Here is a 16,202-nt window from a genome sequence, read left to right as displayed (position 1 = left end):
TGCCCGGCCCGTCCTCCTCGATGCCGAGAGCGAGGACCCAGGAAGGGTGCTCCCTGAACCCGGGTCGAGTCAGTCCCCGGATCGTCCCGCCGGGCGCGGGGTGTGGGTGGAGTCGCGGACCGTGCCGACGTAGGCCTCCAGCAGGTCCTCCATCGCGACGAGCCCCACGGTGCGGCCGGCGGGGTCGACCGCCCGGGCCAGGTGCGCCCGGGAGCTGCGCAGCGCCGCGAGGGCCTCGTCGAGGCGGGCGTCGGCCGGGACCTCGGGCAGCCCCCGGAACCGGGACGCCGGGACGACCGCCGCCGGGTCGTCGACGACGTCGAGGATGTCCTTGACGTGCAGGTACCCGACGAGCCGCCCGTCGTCGCCCCGCAGCGGGAACCGGGAGAACCCGGTCTCCGCGACGGCCGCCGCGACCTCCCCGACCGTCGGCTCGGGCGACAGCGTCACCAGCTCTGCGAGCGGGACGACGACGTCGGCGACGGTGGCCTCGGCCGAGCCCAGCGTGCGCGAGAGCCGGCTGGACTCCTCGTCGTCGAGCAGGCCCTCGCGCCGTGAGTCGGAGATCATCTCGGCGATCTCGCCGCGGGTGAACGCCGACTCCAGCTCGTCGCGCGGCTCGACGCCCAGCAGCCGTAGCACCGAGTTGGCCATCCAGTTGAACATCGAGACGATCGGGCCGGCGATGCGCGTCCACACCAGGAACGGCGGCACCAGCAGCGCCGCGGTGCGCTCGGGTCCCGCGATCGCGATGTTCTTGGGCACCATCTCGCCCAGCACCATGTGCGCGACGACGACGACGGCCAACGAGATCGCGAACGCGATCGGGTGCAACAGCCCCTCGGGCAGCCCCAGGAGCTGGAACGGGCGTTCGATGAGGTGGGCGACGGCGGGTTCTCCGAGCCGGCCCAGCAGCAGCGACGCGATCGTGATGCCGAGCTGGGACGCGGCGAGCATCCGCGACAGGTCGGCGGAGGCGGCCAGCACCGTGCGCGCGGCCGCGTCCCCGCTGTGCGCCATGGCCTCCAGCCGGTCGCGGCGGGCCGAGATCAGCGCGAACTCGGCGCCGACGAAGAACGCGTTGGCCAGCAGCAGCAGGATCGCGGCGAGCAGGGAGAGCAGGTCACCGCCCATCAGGAGCCTCCCCGTCGCGACCGCTGCCGGCACGACCGAGGTCGTCGGCCAGCCGGGCGAGGCGCAGTTCGGCGATCCGGTGGCGGTCGCGGCGCATCACGGTCAGCCGCCAGCCGCCGACGACGAGGTCGTCACCCACGTCGGGGATGCGCCCGAGCCGGGACAGGACCAGCCCGGCGAGCGTCTCGTAGTCGCCCTCGGGCATCTCGAAGCCGGTGGCATCGGCGACCTCGTCGGCCCGCAGCAGCCCCGACACCACCCAGGAGTCGCGGCCCAGCGGGCGCACGGTGGGCGCCTCGGCACGGTCGTGCTCGTCGCGGACGTCGCCGACGATCTCCTCGACGAGATCCTCCAGCGTCACGATCCCCGCGGTGCCGCCGTACTCGTCGACGACGACGGCCATCTGCAGGCCCGAGTCGCGCAGGCGGGTCAGCAGGGCGTCGCCGTCGAGGGACTCCGGGACCGTCGGCGCCACCTGCACCAGCTCCCGCACCGGGGTGTGGACGCGGTCGGCGGCGGGCACGGCGAACGCCTGCTTGACGTGGACGAGCCCGAGCACCGAGTCGGGGTCGCCGTCGTGGACGGGGAAGCGGGAGAACCCGGAGGTGCGTGAGAGCAGGACGAGGTCGGCGACGGAGTCGTCGGCGGCCAGGGCCTCCATCCGGACCCGCGGGGTCATCAGGTCCTCGGCGACGCGGTCGGTGAACCGCAGCGACCGGTCCATCAGGGTGGCGGTGCCCTCGTCGAGGGTGCCGTGCGCGGCGGAGGCGCGGACCAGCGAGCTGAGCTCGTTGGGGGCGCGCGCCGAGCGGAGCTCCTCCGCGGGCTCCACGCCGAGCTTGCGGACGACGCCGTTCGCGGCCCGGTTGAGCCCGACGATGAGCCAGCGGAACGCGCCGGAGAACCCGGCCAGCAGCCACACCACGGCGCGGGCGGTGGCCAGCGGGCGGGCGATCGCGATGTTCTTGGGCACCAGCTCCCCGAACACCATCGACAGCGTCGTGGCCAGGACCAGTGACAACGCCGTCGCGCCGCCCGCGGCCCAGCCCTCGGACATGCCGGTGGCCGCCAGGCCAGGGCGGATCAGCTCGGCGATCGCGGGTTCGGCGATGTACCCGGTGGCCAGTGTCGTCACGGTGATGAGCAGCTGGGCGCCCGACAGCTGGAACGACAGGCCGCGGTGCGCGCTCTGCAGGACGGTGGCGCGACGGTCCCCGGTCGCGGCGACGTGCCCCTCGACCTGGCTGCGTTCGAGCGCGGTGAGGGAGAACTCCGACGCGACCGCCACGGCGGTGCCGAAGGTCAGGGCGAGCACGGCGACGAGGCCGAGCACCGACAACAGGACGGTCACCACGGCCCGCCGGGGCGGCGTGCGGGGGAGGGGAGCCGGTCGGCGGGCACTGCAGCTCCTGGGCGTTCGTTCGTCGGGCGCCCCGAGAGCGGAGCCGGACCGGTGCGGGCTGACCGAGTGTAGGGCGTCGGAGCAGGTCCGGCCCGGCCCGGCGAGCACCGTGACGTGCGGCGGTCAGCCGACGGTCACGACCGCCTCGGCGGTGCCGCGGACCGTGGCCAGCCGGGCCGAGAGGGCCGCGCGCAGCGCGCCCGGTGGAGTGTCCTGCACCCCGAGGCCGCACACCGAGAGGTCGGCGACGCCGCCGGCGCGCGGTCGGGGAGGCCGTGCGCGGCGACGCGGTGGGCGAGGACGGCCCGGGGGTCGAGCTCGGCGACGGTCATCGGGCCATCGTGCCGGGCACCACCGAGATCCGCCCGCCTCCCGGGCGGTGCGACCGATCTCACGACGCCCATCGCAGGTCTCGGCGTCTAGGTTTGACCACCATGTCGAGCTGTACGAGCCGACGGCAGCCGATGGTGGCGCCGCGGTGACCCGCTCAGCGGGGGTCCGCGACGGACTCGCGTCGTCGCCGTTCGTCGACTTCGACCGGGATGCGTGGGCGCGCCTGGGTACCGCCACACCGCTGCCGTTGACGGCGCACGAGCTGGAACAGGTCCGGAGCCTCGGCGACTTCGTCGACCTCGACGAGGTCCGCCAGGTGTACCTGCCGCTGTCGCGGCTGCTGACCCTGCACGTGCAGGAGGGTGGGCGGCTCTACCGGGCCTACCGCAACTTCCTCGGCGGCACGACGGAGCGCACCCCGTTCGTGATCGGGATCGCCGGGTCGGTGTCGGTGGGCAAGTCGACGACGGCGCGGCTGCTGCGCCTGCTGCTCGCGCGCTGGCCCCAGCACCCCCGCGTCGAGCTCATCACCACCGACGGCTTCCTGTACCCCAACGCCGAGCTCGAACGCCGCGACCTGATGCAGCGCAAGGGGTTTCCCGAGTCCTACGACCGGCGGGCGCTGCTGCGGTTCATCACCGAGATCAAGGCGGGCCGCCCGGAGGTCCATGCCCCGGTCTACTCGCACCTCGTCTACGACATCGTCGAGGGCGAGCGGACGGTGGTGCACAAGCCCGACATCCTCATCGTCGAGGGTCTCAACGTGCTGCAGCCCGCGCAGCCGAGCCTGACGATGGGCGGGGCGCTCGCGGTCAGCGACTTCATCGACTTCTCCGTCTACGTCGACGCCGCGACCGAGGACATCCGGCAGTGGTACGTCAACCGCTTCCTGCGCCTGCGGGAGACGGCGTTCCGCGATCCCGCGTCGTACTTCCGCCGCTACGCCGCCCTGGACGAGCCCGCCGCCATCGAGCGGGCGCAGTCGATCTGGGCGGAGATCAACGGCCCGAACCTGGAGGAGAACATCCTGCCGACGCGGGGCCGGGCCAGCCTGGTGCTGCGCAAGGGCCGCAACCACGCCGTCACCGGGATCCGGCTCCGCAAGGTCTGACCCGGTGCCGGCCGCCGGGCCGCGGTCGTCTCCCCGAGCCCGGTCCTCGCACGTCCACGCGGTGCGGCAGCGAGCCGCCGTCGTCGGATGTGGACGGTGCTGGCACCATGAACGCCATGCGAGGCGGTGCCGACGTGGCGAGCCCGGAGGTGGCGGGCGGCATGGACGAGACGAGACCGGCGGACGGCGACCCGGCCGACGAGGACCCGACGCCCCTGGCCGCCCGGCTCGGGCTGGTCGTGGGACGGCTGAACCGGCGCATCCGCATCGACGGGCGGCAGTCCGTTCCCCCGCTGCAGCTCTCGACGCTCGTCACCGTCGAGCAGAAAGGGCCGCTGCGGCTCTCCGACCTCGCGCGCCGCGAGGCCGTCACCGCGCCGACGATGAGCCGGGTGCTCACCGCGCTCGACGAGCAGGGTCTCGTGGTGCGCACGGTCGACCCCGACGATGCCCGCGGCGTACTGATCACGCTGTCCGACAAGGGCGCCGAGGTGCTCTCCGAGGTGCGCAACCACCGCACCGCGCTGCTCGCGCGCCGGTTGCGCCGGCTCGACCCGGCACAGGTCGCCGCGCTGACCGAGGCGCTGCCGGCCCTCGAGGCGCTGCTCGTCGACGACTCGGACGGCAACGCGACGGGCTGACCCCGCCGCCCGACCGGCATCGGGACCGCCTACGGGTCGACGACGACCGTGAGCTCGTCGTGGGCGAACGACAGCAGGCCCGCGATCCGCGCCGACTCCGGCAGCGGGTCCGGGTAGGTCCAGGCCGCGTCGGCGAGCAGACGGCCGTCGGGCAGCCGCACCCCGCGGTAGCCGGCCTCGCCCTTGTAGGGACAGCGGGTACGGGTCACGCTCGGCTCCAGCGGTGCCACGACGTCCTGCTCACGCAGGTACCAGCGCCACGGCAGGCCGGTCTCGCACAGCAGCGTCGCGCTGCGGGACTCGGCCACGACGACGTCGCCGTGGCGGACCTGCACGTGCCGGCTCGTCGGGCGGATGTCGACGCGTGTGTACGGGTCGGTGAGGTGGGCGTGGACCTGCTCGTCCTCGTCGAACCAGGCGTCGGCCGCCGTCCAGTACACGGCGGCGCGCCCGGCCAGCCACGGGGTCGCGGGCCGCGGCTGAGGGTAGGACCACACCGCGTTCTCGACGACGCGGTCACCGGCGCGCAGCGAGTGGTATGCGGCGTCGCCCTTGAACGGGCAGTGCGTCGTGTGTTCCGACTCGACGAGAAGGTCGCCGTCGATGTCGGCGAACGGCACGTACAGCACCGGCAGCAGCGCGGTCTCGTGCAGGAGCAGCCCGTCGCGGGTGTCGAGCAGGGTGCGCCCGGCGAACTCGGCCCGCACGCGCCGCTCGAACGGGTGAGCGAGCAGCTTGTGCGGCGGACCGTCGATCGCGTAGTTCACCGTGTCCGGCGCGGTCGGCGACAGTGGTCCGCAGGTGCGGGTCAGGCCCACGGGAGGCTCCTTCGGAGGTGGTTCGCAGGTGGGGGTGGACCCAGCCTGCACCTCCTGGGGGCGCATGGCGCGGGGAGGCCGGACGGCGAGGACCCGCCTCCCGCTTCGACGCCGACCTCGACCCGCACGGCCGGAGCGGTCCCCGCAGCTCACAGGACTACTGACGGGTGCGTGGGCCCCCGCGTCGGCGTGCGGTGCGCCGCGCCCCACCCCGCGCCTGACATAGTGGACGGGACGGACCGGGGGAGGGCGGGGAGCCGTGGACACGCTGGCCGCGCTTCTGGCCGGGTTGCTCGACAACCTGCGCAGCATCGGTCCCGACGTCTGCCCAGGCCCCTGGGCGTGGGCCACCACCGTCCTCGGCATCGCCGTCGGCCTGCTGCCGACCGTCGGAACCGTCGGCGTCGCTCTGTGGCGCAAGCGCATCGGCTCCCGCTACAACGCCGCGCAGGGCACCGCCCTCGCCGCCATCGGCGTCGTCACCTGCGGGCTGCTGCCGCTGCTCGCGTTCTCCGCGGTCGGGCAGGTGTTCTCCGCCGCCGCGGCGGGCGGAGCCGTCCCCGGCCTCAGCACCGCCGCCGTCCGCAACCTCGGCACCCAGGTGTGCGTGGCCGGCGCCCAGTCGCAGTACCTCGGCGCCGGATCGGTCGGCGACGCGTTCGACCCGTCCGAGCCCGTCGGGCTGGGCCTCGCGGTGCTGCTGCTCGTCGTCGTCCCCATCGTGTCGACTCTGTTCGTGCTCATCCAGATACGCACCGCCCTGCGCCGAGGACCGGCCTGGCCGTCCCGCTTCTTCTGGCTCCCCGTCCTCGCCCTCGCCCTGGTGACCGTCGGCAGCCCCGCCGGCTCGTCGGAGCACCTGTGGATCGGAGTCGGCGTCGGCACGTTCCTCGGCATCGTGCTCACAGCGATGGTCGGCGCCCCGCGCCACGAGGTCGTGGCCCGCTCGCTCAACCCCGGGACCGCCGCCGACCGCGGCAGCCGGTGGCGCCAGGACCCGCCCGCCCCGTCGTCGCCGGTCCCCGCGCAGCGCTACGACGCCCCGCCGCCCCGGCCCGTGCCACCGCCGGTCCGGCCGCCGTCGACGCAGACCAGGGTCCCGCCACCGCGCACCCTCGTCGCGCCCACCGCCGCCGCAGGCGCGCCCGTACCGCCCCCGGCGTTCCCCGCGGCCGCCGTGCACCGTCCCGTCCGTGGCAACCGGTTCGCCCCGATCCGGCGCATCGGCGCCGGCGGGTTCGGCCGGGTCGTCCTCGCGCACGACGCGAAGCTCGGCACGACCGTCGCGCTCAAGGCCGCGCACGCCCCCGACGACGAGACGGAGGAGCGCATCCGCCGCGAGGCCGCGGCGCTCGCGGCCGTGCGCCACCCCAACTGCGTGCGCATCCTCGACCTCGTCCACGCCCGCAGCGACCCCGGCCTGGCCGGGCTCGACGGCATGGTCATCGTCATGGAGTACGTGCAGGGCATGTCGCTGGGCGAGCTCGTGCAGCAGCGCGGCCCCCTCGACGACGTCGCCGCCGCCCGCGTCTGGGCCGGCGTCGCCGGGGCCCTGCATGCCGCCCACACTCGCGGCGTCCTGCACCGCGACGTCAAGCCCGGCAACGTCATCGTCGACCCGGCGGGCGTCGCCCATCTCATCGACTTCGGCATCGCCCGCCGCACCGGCGACGCCACCCTCACGATGGCCGGCTACGTCCTCGGCACCCCCGACTACCTCGCACCCGAGGTCGCGGGCGGGAAGAAGGCCAGCCCGTCGTCGGACTGCTGGCAGCTGGCCGCGACGGTGTCCTACGCCCTCGCCGGGTTCCCGCCCCGCGGCGGGCACCCCGACGTCGTGTCCGGCCTGCGCGCGGCCGCCGCGGGTGCCAAGCTCAGCCACCTGCCCCGGCGCAGCGCCCACCTGTCGCTGCTCAAGTCGGCGATGCGCAACGAACCCACCAAGCGCCCCGACCTGCCGACGATCCAGCGCGGCCTCGACGACTGGCTGCGCCGCCACGGCGGCGCCACCACCGGCGCACTCACCGCGGGTACGGGCCGGCGCTGAGCCGCACCCGGACGGGTCAGAACGCGTCGAGCCCCAGCTTCACCGCCAGCCCGATGCCGGCCAGCGCGATCACGACCCGCAGCAGCGTCCCCGGCAGGCGCCGGGCGATCGCCGGGCCCAGCCACGCCCCCACCAGGACACCGGCGGCCAGCGGCGCCACCGCGGCCCACCGCACGTCACCGAGGAACGCGAACGCGATCGCCGCCGTACCGTTCGCGAGGCCCAGCAGGACGTTCTTCAGGCCGTTGGCCTGCAGCAGCGACACCGGCAGCCCGATCAGCAGCAACGCGAGGATCAGCACACCTGCCGCGGCCCCGAAGTAGCCTCCGTAGACACCGACGAGGCCGATCCCCGCGAGCACCAGGAACCGCGAACGTCGCGACGGTCCGTCCTCGGACCTCGTCGCCGCGGCCCTGATGCGCGGCTGCAGCAGCAACACCACCGACGCCCCGCCGACCAGGAACGGCACCACCTTCTCGAACCCGCCCGCCGGGGTGAGGAACAGCAGCGCCGCCCCGAGCGCGCCCCCGCCGACGGCGAGGGGTGCCATCGTCCGCACCCGGTGACCCTGACCGGCGAGCTCGGGACGCGACCCGGCGACCGATCCCACCGTGCTCGCGATGAGCGCCACCGTGTTCGTCATGTTCGCGGTCGTCGGTGGCAGCCCGACGGCGAGCAGCGCCGGGTAGGAGAACAGCGACGCCAGCCCCGCCATCGACCCCGAGAGCCCCGCCCCGAACCCGGCGACGAGCAACAGCAGCAGGTCGCCGACGCTCAAGGAGCGACCGCACGACATCGGGGGAGCGGCATCCGCCGACACTACGACGCCGGCCGCGCCGGGGACCCGCGCCGCGGCCGACACCACATCGGGTACTCGTGCGGTGCCGGGGCCGGTCGGACGATCATGTACTGCGATGATCGGCGCAACCGTTCGACGTTCCGGAGCAACCTTTCGTCGCTTCAGACGTCGTTGTCGGTGAAGGACGATCAGACGGGGGTGATCGACATGGGTGTGCGCACCACACGCATGCGGATCGGGGCGGTCGTGGCGGCGTGTGCGGCCGCGGCCGTGCTGGCGGGCTGCTCCGGCGGTACCGACGAGGTCAACGGCGGCACGCCTGCGGCCACCACGACACCGGCGACGACGCCGGCCGCAACGGCCGGCACGACACCGGCGGCCGACTCCGGCGCCGGGACCGGCAGCCGGACGAACGGTGGCGGCGGCTCCGGGGTGCCGCGCTGCACGTCGGCGGAGCTCACGCTCACGCTCGGACAGGGCGACGCGGGCGCAGGCTCGGTCCACCGGCCGCTCGTGTTCACCAACAAGGGCACCCGCACCTGCGAGCTGACGGGGTTCCCCGGCGTCTCCTACGTCGCGGGCGCCGACGGGCACCAGGTCGGCCCGGCCGCGGTGATGTCGGGGGCGCACGGGCCCGAGATCTCGATGGCGCCCGGCCGGTCGTCGCAGGCACAGGTGCAGTTCGTGCAGGTCGCGAACTTCGATGCGGCGGTCTGTCAGCCGACACCGGTGCGGGGGCTGCGCGTCTACCCGCCGGGGGAGACCGCGTCGATGTTCGTGGCGGTCGACGGCGCCACCGGCTGTGCGGGCACACCGCCCGGACCGCAGCTGTCGGTGCAGACGATGACGGCCGCCTGACCACACCACGAACCACGCCGCCCTCGGCGGGGGACCGCGTCGACGACGACCCGGCCTCCGTCGAACCCGGGTCGTCGTCGGCGGCCCACCGATGAGTTCGGGCCCCGCCCGTCGTCCTACCCGATGACACCGGCGACGAGGGAGCTTCGACCATGAGCGACGACCACGGCACGGGCGCGACGTTCGTGCTGGTACCCGGGGCGGGCGGCGAATCGTGGTTCTGGCACCTGCTGGTGCCGGAGCTGCGCAGGCTGGGGCACGACACCGTCACCATGGACCTCCCCACCGGTGACGAGCAGGCAGGCCTCGACGCGTACGCCGACGTCGTGCTCGCCGCGATGGCTGATCACCGTGGGCGCACCGGGGACGGCGGGCGGACGGTCGTCGTCGGACAGTCGATGGGGTCGCTCACGGCGACGCTCGTCTGCTCGCGGGTGCCCGTCGACCTGCTGGTCCTGCTCAACGCGATGGTGCCGCGGCCGGGGGAGACCCCCGGGCAGTGGTGGGAGAACACCGGGTTCGGGCCGGCCCGGGAGCAGGAGGCCCGGCGCCACGGCGACGACCCCGAGGACGTCATGGTCGCGTTCTTCCACGACGTCCCCGCCGACGTGCGCACCGCGGCGGAGGAGCGTGGTGAGCCCCGGCAGACGGACACCCCGTTCGCGCTGCCATGGCCGTTGGACGCGTGGCCGGACGTGCCGACGCGCTTCCTGCAGGGCCGTGACGACCGTTTCTTCCCGCTGGCGTTCCAGCAGGCCCAGGTCGCCGACCGGCTCGGCATCCCGGTCGACGAGATGGCGGGGGGTCATCTCGTCGCGCTCAGCCGTCCGGCCGAGCTCGCCGCCCGGCTCGACGCGTACGAGAGGTACCTCACAGGGCCGCGGCCGGCCGCTGTGACACGGCCCTGACCTGGGACGTCGACACCGGCGGCGGCCGCTGTCACGGTGCTAGCGTAGGAAGCGACATGGCCGACCAACCGGGCACCGCCGCCGCGCAGGCTGCAGCGGCCGTCGCCGAACCCGTCGCACACGCGGCCTGCGTGCGCGCCGACGCCGCGCTCGGCCGGGCGTTCGCGTTCCTGGGCAAGCGCTGGAACGCGGTCCTGCTACGGGCCCTGCACGGCGGGCCCGCGGGGTTCCGCGAGCTCGCGCGCGAGGTGTACGGGATCAGCGACTCGGTGCTCTCCGACCGGCTCGGCGACCTCGTCGGCGCCGGGCTGATCGCCCGCACGGTGAGCGAGGGACCGCCGGTGTCGGTGTCCTACGCCCTCACCGCGCGCGGTGAGGCCTTGATGCCCGCTCTCGCCGAGATCTCGCGGTGGGCGGCGGAGCACCTGCCCGCGGACCCCGACTCGCCCTGCTGAGCGGGCTGTGCTGGGACCGGGCCGGATCAGGCCCAGCTGACGACGTCGCTGTGCGGGAGCCGCGGCAGCCGGTCGAACCACGGGTTCTCCCCGGGCAGGCCCAGATTCACCACGAGCAGCGTGCGGTGGCGCTCACCGGGGAAGAACTCGGCGGTGACGGCGTCGGCGTCGAAGCCCGCCATCGGGCCGGTGGCCAGGCCGTGGGCGCGGGCGGCGAGCAGGAAGTACGCGGCCTGCAGGGCACCGTTGAAGCGGGCCATCGACTCGCGGCCCGCGGTGCCGGCAGCCTCCATGTTGTCCTTGAGCTCCGGGCGGATCGGGAAGGTCTGTTCGGTGAACTCGTGGAAGTCGACGTCGGTGGCGAGCAGGGCGACGACGGGCGCGGCTTCGGTCTTGGCGCGGTTGCCCTCGTTCATCAGCGGCAGCAGGCGGGCCTTGCCCTCCGGGCTGCGGACGAACGTCACGCGCAGCGGCTGGGTGTTGGCCGCGGTCGGCGGCCACTTCGCGAGCTCCCAGACCGCGGCGAGGGTCTCGTCGGGGACCGGGTCGGGCGCGAACGAGTTGGCCGTGCGGGCCTCGGTGAACAGCAGCGCGCGGGCGTCGTCGTCGAGGACGGGGAGCGCGCCGGGCAGGGCGGAGTCCTGAAGAGCGGTCATGACCGCTGCAAGCTCAATCACCGCTTCGAAATTCCTAGTGACTAGTGTGCTGTGAGCCACGCCTGCCCGGAGACGGGCGTCAGCCCGCGACGGCGTCGAGGTCCGTCAGACCGGCGGGCCGGCCGTCGACGAGCGGCACCACCGGAGGACCCTGCGAGGTCCTGGGCCTCGGGTTCGTCCTCCTGGTCAACGGGCCGTTGCGGCTGGCGGTCGGGCCCGATGTGCGGTAGTCCGGACGCCTGCACGTTCACCGGGAGGCGCCCGTGGGCAACGAGATCATCGACCACATCCGCCGTTCCGTGGCGGTCGGCGTCGACGGCTCACCGGCCGCGCTGCGCGCCACGCGATGGGCGGCCGCGGAGGCGGTGCGGCGCGGGGGAGCGCTGCGCCTCGTCGCCGCGGCGATCTCGCCCGTCCTGCAGCCCATCGGCGTCGAACAGGCTTCGTCGGCCCGTTGCCGCGACGCGATCACGGGTGCCGCCCACGAGGCGCTCGCCGACGCCGCTGAGGCCGCCGCGGAGGCCGCACCCGGACTCGAGATCCTCACCGAGATCCGCGGCGGGCCGGCACCGCTCGTGCTGATGGCCGAGTCCGAATGGGCCGGTGTGCTCGTCATCGGGACCCGGGGGAGGAGCCGCCTCTGCTCCACGCTGGCCGGGTCCGTCGCGGCCGTGACCGCAGCCATCGCGCTGTCCCCGGTCGTCGTCGTCCGCGGTGACCCCGACACCGCCGGACGGCCCGGCGCGCCCGTGGTCGTCGCCGCCGACGGATCGGCGGCCGGCAGCGCCGCCCGCAGGTTCGCCGCCGCCGCTGCCGCGACCCGCGAGGCGCCGCTGGTCGTCGTCCACTCCGGGACGGCGCAGGTGCCGCCCGACGAGACCCTCGGCCGCGACGACCCGCCCGTCGAGCGCCCCGTCCAGCACGTCGCCCGGGCCGGGGACGCCCGCGACGTGCTGCGGGAGCTCTCGTCCGGTCCCGCGCTGGTCGTCGTCGGGGTCGGCACCCGTGGCCGCCGCTTCGACGGGCCCGCCGCCCCCGTGGTTCGCGACCTGCTGCGCACCGCCGCCTGCCCGGTCGCCGTCGTCCGGGACCTCCCCGGCCGCTGAGCCGGGCCGGCAGCGAGGGACACCGCACCCGGCCCGTGGGAGTGGATCGACGAACAGCAGCCGTTCAGGACGGGCTCGTCGTCAGCCGGTCGAGCACGACCCGCAGCGGCTTCGGATCGCCGTCGTTCGCCGCGCGTGAGGCGGCGGTGTTCTCGTCGGCGTCGAGCAGCGCCCAGTCGAGCTTGTACCCGGCGTCCCGGGCCAGCTGTCCGAGCAGCGCCCGCTGGGCGCGGCCGTTGCCCTCCCGGAACGGGTGGAGGTGGGTCAGCGCGGCAAGGAGCTCGGTGAGCTCGTCGAGGAACGACTCCCGGCCGAGTCCTCGCAGGTGGTCGCGGGCGGAGAGGGCGAGGAACACCCGCCCGGCCCGCGGAGTGATGTCACCGGGCGCGCAGAACATCTGCCCGTTCCTGCCCAACGTGACGGTGCGCAGCTCACCGGCCCAGGGATAGATGTCTCCGAAGACGAACCGGTGGACGGCCTGCAGGTGCGCGAGGTCGTAGCGTCCGGGCAGGGGAGTGCGCGAGAGCTCGGCCAACGCGTTGGTCGCGAGGTCGGCCTCCGCCTGGCTCAGCAAGGCCGGATCGGTGATCCCGAGCCGGTTGCGCAGGACCCCGGACCCGAGATCCAGACACGGGTCCCACGCGGCCACGACCGTCGACGATCAGCGCTGGTAGTGGGCGAGCAGGCGGGTTCGGGCCTCGGTGTAGGTGAGGTTGCCGTCGGCGACGTCGCGCATGACGGCGTCGCCGAGCTCGCTCAGGCCGAGCCCCTCGGCACGGGTCGACCCGATCGCACCGGCGACCGCGGAACGCCGCTCGTCGGCCAACAGCTGGGCGTAGCGGTCGGCCGAGAGGAGGACGACCTCGGCGCGGCGGTGCCGCCCGGCGTACACGGGCGACCCGGAAGGGCCGCGTACCTGGGTCATCGCGTCAGCCAGGTGCTCGCGCAGCTCGCTGATCGAGAGGACCTCGGGGATGCTCACGCCCGGAAGCGTACTGGAACCTGTACATCTTTGCGTACATCCGCGGACGTCGTGGCCGAAGGCGAGTGGGCAGGTCTGACATAATGTCATAACGTCGATTATCGGATCGTGGGGAACGTGCTGCGAGAGGGGTTGTGCAAGCCCCGGTCGAGTTCGATCCAGAACCACCTCTCCGGCCTCCGCGCCGGTCCGGTGTCGCGCTCGGCGGACCAGAGTTCTCCGCCACGTGCGTCGGACGGCGCTGTGTGCGCCCGATCGAGCCCTCAGCCCCTGTGGGGCAACGACAACCACCCTCTTCCGGGGCCGCGGTCCACCCACCCGGACTGTCATAACATCTACCGACCATGGGGGACGTCACGCCTTCAACGCGGGTTGAAGTCGGATTGGCCGAGGACTGACGACATGCGGCAGAAGCTCCGGAGGTGAGCCGATGCCGTCCCCTCGGTAGGACCGGACCGGTGTCGAGCGCGGCGAAGGCGGAGTCAGGCGCCGACGTAGTCCGCGAGGTGCTCGCCGGTGAGCGTCGACCGTGCCGCCACCAGGTCGGCCGGGGTGCCCTCGAAGACGATCCTGCCGCCGTCGTGCCCGGCGCCCGGGCCGAGGTCGACGATCCAGTCGGCGTGAGCCATCACGGCCTGGTGGTGCTCGATGACGATGACCGTCTTGCCGTCGTCGACGAGCCGGTCGAGCAGGCCGAGCAGCTGCTCGACGTCGGCGAGGTGCAGGCCCGTCGTGGGCTCGTCGAGGACGTAGACGCCGCCCTTCTCCCCCATGTGCGTCGCGAGCTTGAGCCGCTGGCGCTCGCCTCCGGACAGCGTGGTGAGGGGCTGGCCGATGGTGAGATAGCCGAGACCGACGTCGACCAGGCGCTCGAGAATCTTGTGGGCGGCGGGAACCTTGCCCTCACCCGCGGCGAAGAACTCGGCCGCCTCGGCGACGGGCATCGTCAGGACCTCGCTGATGTCCTTGCCCCCCAGGTGGTAGTCCAGCACCGCCGAGTCGAACCGCTTGCCCTCGCACACCTCGCAGGTGGTGGCGACGCCGGCCATCATGGCGAGGTCGGTGTAGATGACGCCGTTGCCGTTGCAGTTGGGGCAGGCGCCTTCGGAGTTGGCGCTGAACAGGGCGGGCTTGACGCCGTTGGCCTTGGCGAACGCCTTGCGGATCGGTTCCAGCAGTCCGGTGTAGGTGGCGGGGTTGCTGCGCCGGGAGCCGCGGATGGCGCCCTGGTCGATGGCGACGACACCGTCGCGGCCTGCGACCGAGCCGTGGATCAGGGAGCTCTTGCCCGAGCCCGCCACCCCGGTGACGACGACGAGCACCCCGGTCGGGATGTCGACGTCGACACCCTGCAGGTTGTGCGTGGCCGCGCCGCGGATCTCGATCGCGCCGGTGGACTCGCGGACGGTCTCCTTGAGGGTGGAGCGGTCGTCGAGGTGGCGGCCGGTGAGGGTCCCGCTGGCGCGCAGTCCCTCGACGGTGCCCTCGAAGACGATCTCGCCACCGGCGCTGCCTGCCCGCGGGCCGATGTCGACGACGTGGTCGGCGATCGCGATGGCCTCGGGCTTGTGCTCGACGACGAGGACGGTGTTGCCCTTGTCGCGCAGCTGCCGCAGCAGGGCGTTCATGCGCGCGATGTCGTGCGGGTGCAGGCCGATCGTGGGCTCGTCGAAGACGTAGGTGACGTCGGTGAGCGACGACCCGAGGTGGCGGATCATCTTGGTGCGCTGGGCCTCGCCGCCGGACAGGGTGCCGGACGGGCGCTCCAGCGACAGGTAGCCGAGCCCGATGTCGACGAACGAGTCGAGGGTGTGGCGCAGCGTGGTGAGCAACGGGGCGACCGACGGCTCGTCGAGGTCGCGGGCCCACTGCGCGAGGTCGCTGATCTGCATGCGGCAGGCGTCGGCGATCGAGATGCCCTTGATCTTCGATGACCGCGCGGCCTCCGACAACCGGGTGCCGTCGCACTCCGGGCACGTCGTGAAGGTGGCGACGCGCTCGACGAACGCGCGGATGTGCGGCTGCAGCGCGTCGATGTCCTTGGACAGGTAGGACTTCTGGATCGACGGGATCAGCCCGGAGAAGGTGAGGTTGATGCCCTCGACCTTGATCTTGGTGGGCTCCTTGTACAGCAGGTCGTTCAGCTCACGCTTGGTGTACTTCGCGATCGGCTTGTCGGGGTCGAAGAAGCCGCAGCCCCGGAAGATGCGCCCGTACCAGCCGTCCATGCTGTAGCCGGGGATCATGACGGCGCTCTCGTTGAGCGACTTCGTCTCGTCGTAGAGGGCGGCAAGGTTGATGTCGTTGACCGAGCCGCGGCCCTCGCAGCGCGGGCACATGCCGCCGGTGATGCTGAACTCGCGGCGCTCCTTGACCTTCTGGCCGGCCTTCTCGATGGTGACGGCGCCGGCGCCGCTGATCGAGGCCACGTTGAAGGAGAAGGCCTGCGCCGAACCGACGTGCGGGTGCCCGAGGCGGCTGAACAGGATGCGCAGCATGGCGTTGGCGTCGGTGGCGGTGCCGACGGTGGAGCGCGGGTCGGTGCCCATCCGCTGCTGGTCGACGATGATCGCGGTGGTGAGGCCGTCGAGCACGTCGACGTCGGGGCGGCCGAGGTTGGGCATGAAGCCCTGGACGAACGCGCTGTAGGTCTCGTTGATCAGGCGCTGGGACTCGGCGGCGATGGTGTGGAAGACGAGCGAGCTCTTGCCGGAGCCGGACACGCCGGTGAACACGGTGAGCCGACGCTTCGGGAGGTCGACGCTGACATCCTTGAGGTTGTTGACGCGCGCGCCGTGTACGCGGATGAGGTCGTGGTTGTCCGCGGGGTGCTCGGCACCCGCCGCGGGCGGGGCTTCGGTCCTCGTGGCCGTGCTCATCGTCTCTCCTCGTCTCGGGGTGGAGCGGTCGACACCGTTCGGGGTGGGTGACGACGTGGGCGGCCGGGCTCCG

At 73.4% G+C, this 16,202-nt stretch carries 15 protein-coding genes; 7 read left to right on the top strand and 8 right to left on the bottom strand.

The genetic code is table 11. The features are described 5' to 3' along the window. Positions 1 to 69: 69 nt before the first annotated feature. Together TOK_RS18615 and TOK_RS18610 are read right to left on the bottom strand one after the other, a co-directional pair. Positions 70 to 1,134 (bottom strand): hemolysin family protein, encoded by a 1,065-nt coding sequence (locus TOK_RS18615; RefSeq protein ID WP_098959337.1) that lies wholly within the window; start codon positions 1,132 to 1,134, stop codon positions 70 to 72. After that, positions 1,124 to 2,488 carry a hemolysin family protein gene (locus TOK_RS18610; protein ID WP_098959220.1) on the bottom strand — a complete coding sequence of 455 codons (1,365 nt, stop codon included), beginning with the start codon at positions 2,486 to 2,488 and terminating at the stop codon, positions 1,124 to 1,126. The genes TOK_RS18615 and TOK_RS18610 overlap by 11 nt, the downstream gene beginning before the upstream one ends. A 526-nt stretch (positions 2,489 to 3,014) precedes the next feature. Here TOK_RS18610 and coaA point away from each other — a divergent pair. Next, complete coding sequence (gene coaA, locus TOK_RS18605; protein WP_098959219.1) at positions 3,015 to 3,980, top strand: type I pantothenate kinase; 966 nt, start codon at positions 3,015 to 3,017, stop codon at positions 3,978 to 3,980. Between the two features lie 107 nt (positions 3,981 to 4,087). Further along, on the top strand, positions 4,088 to 4,621 hold the full coding sequence (locus tag TOK_RS18600; protein WP_253258474.1) for a MarR family winged helix-turn-helix transcriptional regulator: 534 nt from the start codon (positions 4,088 to 4,090) through the stop codon (positions 4,619 to 4,621). Between the two features lie 29 nt (positions 4,622 to 4,650). Here the strand turns inward: TOK_RS18600 and TOK_RS18595 are convergent, their stop codons facing one another. Continuing rightward, complete coding sequence (locus tag TOK_RS18595) at positions 4,651 to 5,439, bottom strand: DUF427 domain-containing protein (protein WP_098959218.1); 789 nt, start codon at positions 5,437 to 5,439, stop codon at positions 4,651 to 4,653. A 259-nt stretch (positions 5,440 to 5,698) separates the two neighbouring features. On the opposite strand from TOK_RS18595, the gene TOK_RS18590 reads away from it, so the two are divergent. Further along, positions 5,699 to 7,486 carry a serine/threonine-protein kinase gene (locus tag TOK_RS18590; RefSeq protein ID WP_253258473.1) on the top strand — a complete coding sequence of 596 codons (1,788 nt, stop codon included), beginning with the start codon at positions 5,699 to 5,701 and terminating at the stop codon, positions 7,484 to 7,486. Between the two features lie 16 nt (positions 7,487 to 7,502). Here TOK_RS18590 and TOK_RS18585 read toward each other — a convergent pair whose 3' ends face one another. After that, positions 7,503 to 8,264: a sulfite exporter TauE/SafE family protein gene (locus TOK_RS18585; RefSeq protein ID WP_374754907.1), complete on the bottom strand. Its 762-nt coding sequence runs from the start codon at positions 8,262 to 8,264 to the stop codon at positions 7,503 to 7,505. A 198-nt stretch (positions 8,265 to 8,462) separates the two neighbouring features. Here TOK_RS18585 and TOK_RS18580 point away from each other — a divergent pair, with 198 nt between their 5' ends. The 3 genes from TOK_RS18580 (at position 8,463) to TOK_RS18570 (ending at position 10,506) form a co-directional block, all read left to right on the top strand. Beyond that, complete coding sequence (locus TOK_RS18580; RefSeq protein WP_253258472.1) at positions 8,463 to 9,143, top strand: DUF4232 domain-containing protein; 681 nt, start codon at positions 8,463 to 8,465, stop codon at positions 9,141 to 9,143. 152 nt (positions 9,144 to 9,295) lie between these two features. Continuing rightward, on the top strand, positions 9,296 to 10,051 hold the full coding sequence (locus TOK_RS18575) for an alpha/beta fold hydrolase (protein ID WP_098959217.1): 756 nt from the start codon (positions 9,296 to 9,298) through the stop codon (positions 10,049 to 10,051). A 56-nt stretch (positions 10,052 to 10,107) separates the two neighbouring features. Further along, the gene (locus tag TOK_RS18570; RefSeq protein WP_098959216.1) at positions 10,108 to 10,506 is read left to right on the top strand and encodes a helix-turn-helix domain-containing protein; all 399 of its coding nucleotides are present in this window, start codon (positions 10,108 to 10,110) and stop codon (positions 10,504 to 10,506) included. A gap of 26 nt (positions 10,507 to 10,532) precedes the next feature. Here the strand turns inward: TOK_RS18570 and TOK_RS18565 are convergent, their stop codons facing one another. Next, the gene (locus tag TOK_RS18565) at positions 10,533 to 11,162 is read right to left on the bottom strand and encodes a malonic semialdehyde reductase (RefSeq protein ID WP_098959215.1); all 630 of its coding nucleotides are present in this window, start codon (positions 11,160 to 11,162) and stop codon (positions 10,533 to 10,535) included. A gap of 263 nt (positions 11,163 to 11,425) precedes the next feature. Between TOK_RS18565 and TOK_RS18560 the strand changes: the two genes are divergently transcribed. Then, entirely contained in the window at positions 11,426 to 12,268 is an 843-nt protein-coding gene (locus TOK_RS18560) for a universal stress protein (protein WP_098959214.1), read from the top strand. A gap of 64 nt (positions 12,269 to 12,332) precedes the next feature. On the opposite strand, the gene TOK_RS18555 is transcribed toward TOK_RS18560, so the two are convergent. The 3 genes from TOK_RS18555 to TOK_RS18545 form a co-directional block, all read right to left on the bottom strand. Then, positions 12,333 to 12,917: a Fic family protein gene (locus TOK_RS18555; protein WP_098959213.1), complete on the bottom strand. Its 585-nt coding sequence runs from the start codon at positions 12,915 to 12,917 to the stop codon at positions 12,333 to 12,335. Between the two features lie 12 nt (positions 12,918 to 12,929). Then, positions 12,930 to 13,250: a hypothetical protein gene (locus TOK_RS18550; protein ID WP_098959212.1), complete on the bottom strand. Its 321-nt coding sequence runs from the start codon at positions 13,248 to 13,250 to the stop codon at positions 12,930 to 12,932. A gap of 482 nt (positions 13,251 to 13,732) precedes the next feature. Next, positions 13,733 to 16,129 carry an excinuclease ABC subunit UvrA gene (locus TOK_RS18545; protein ID WP_098959211.1) on the bottom strand — a complete coding sequence of 799 codons (2,397 nt, stop codon included), beginning with the start codon at positions 16,127 to 16,129 and terminating at the stop codon, positions 13,733 to 13,735. Positions 16,130 to 16,202 lie beyond the last annotated feature (73 nt).

Source organism: Pseudonocardia sp. N23 (genome assembly GCF_002583555.1).
Taxonomy (GTDB): Bacteria; Actinomycetota; Actinomycetes; order Mycobacteriales; family Pseudonocardiaceae; genus Pseudonocardia.
This window is presented reverse-complemented; position numbering and strand designations above follow the sequence as displayed.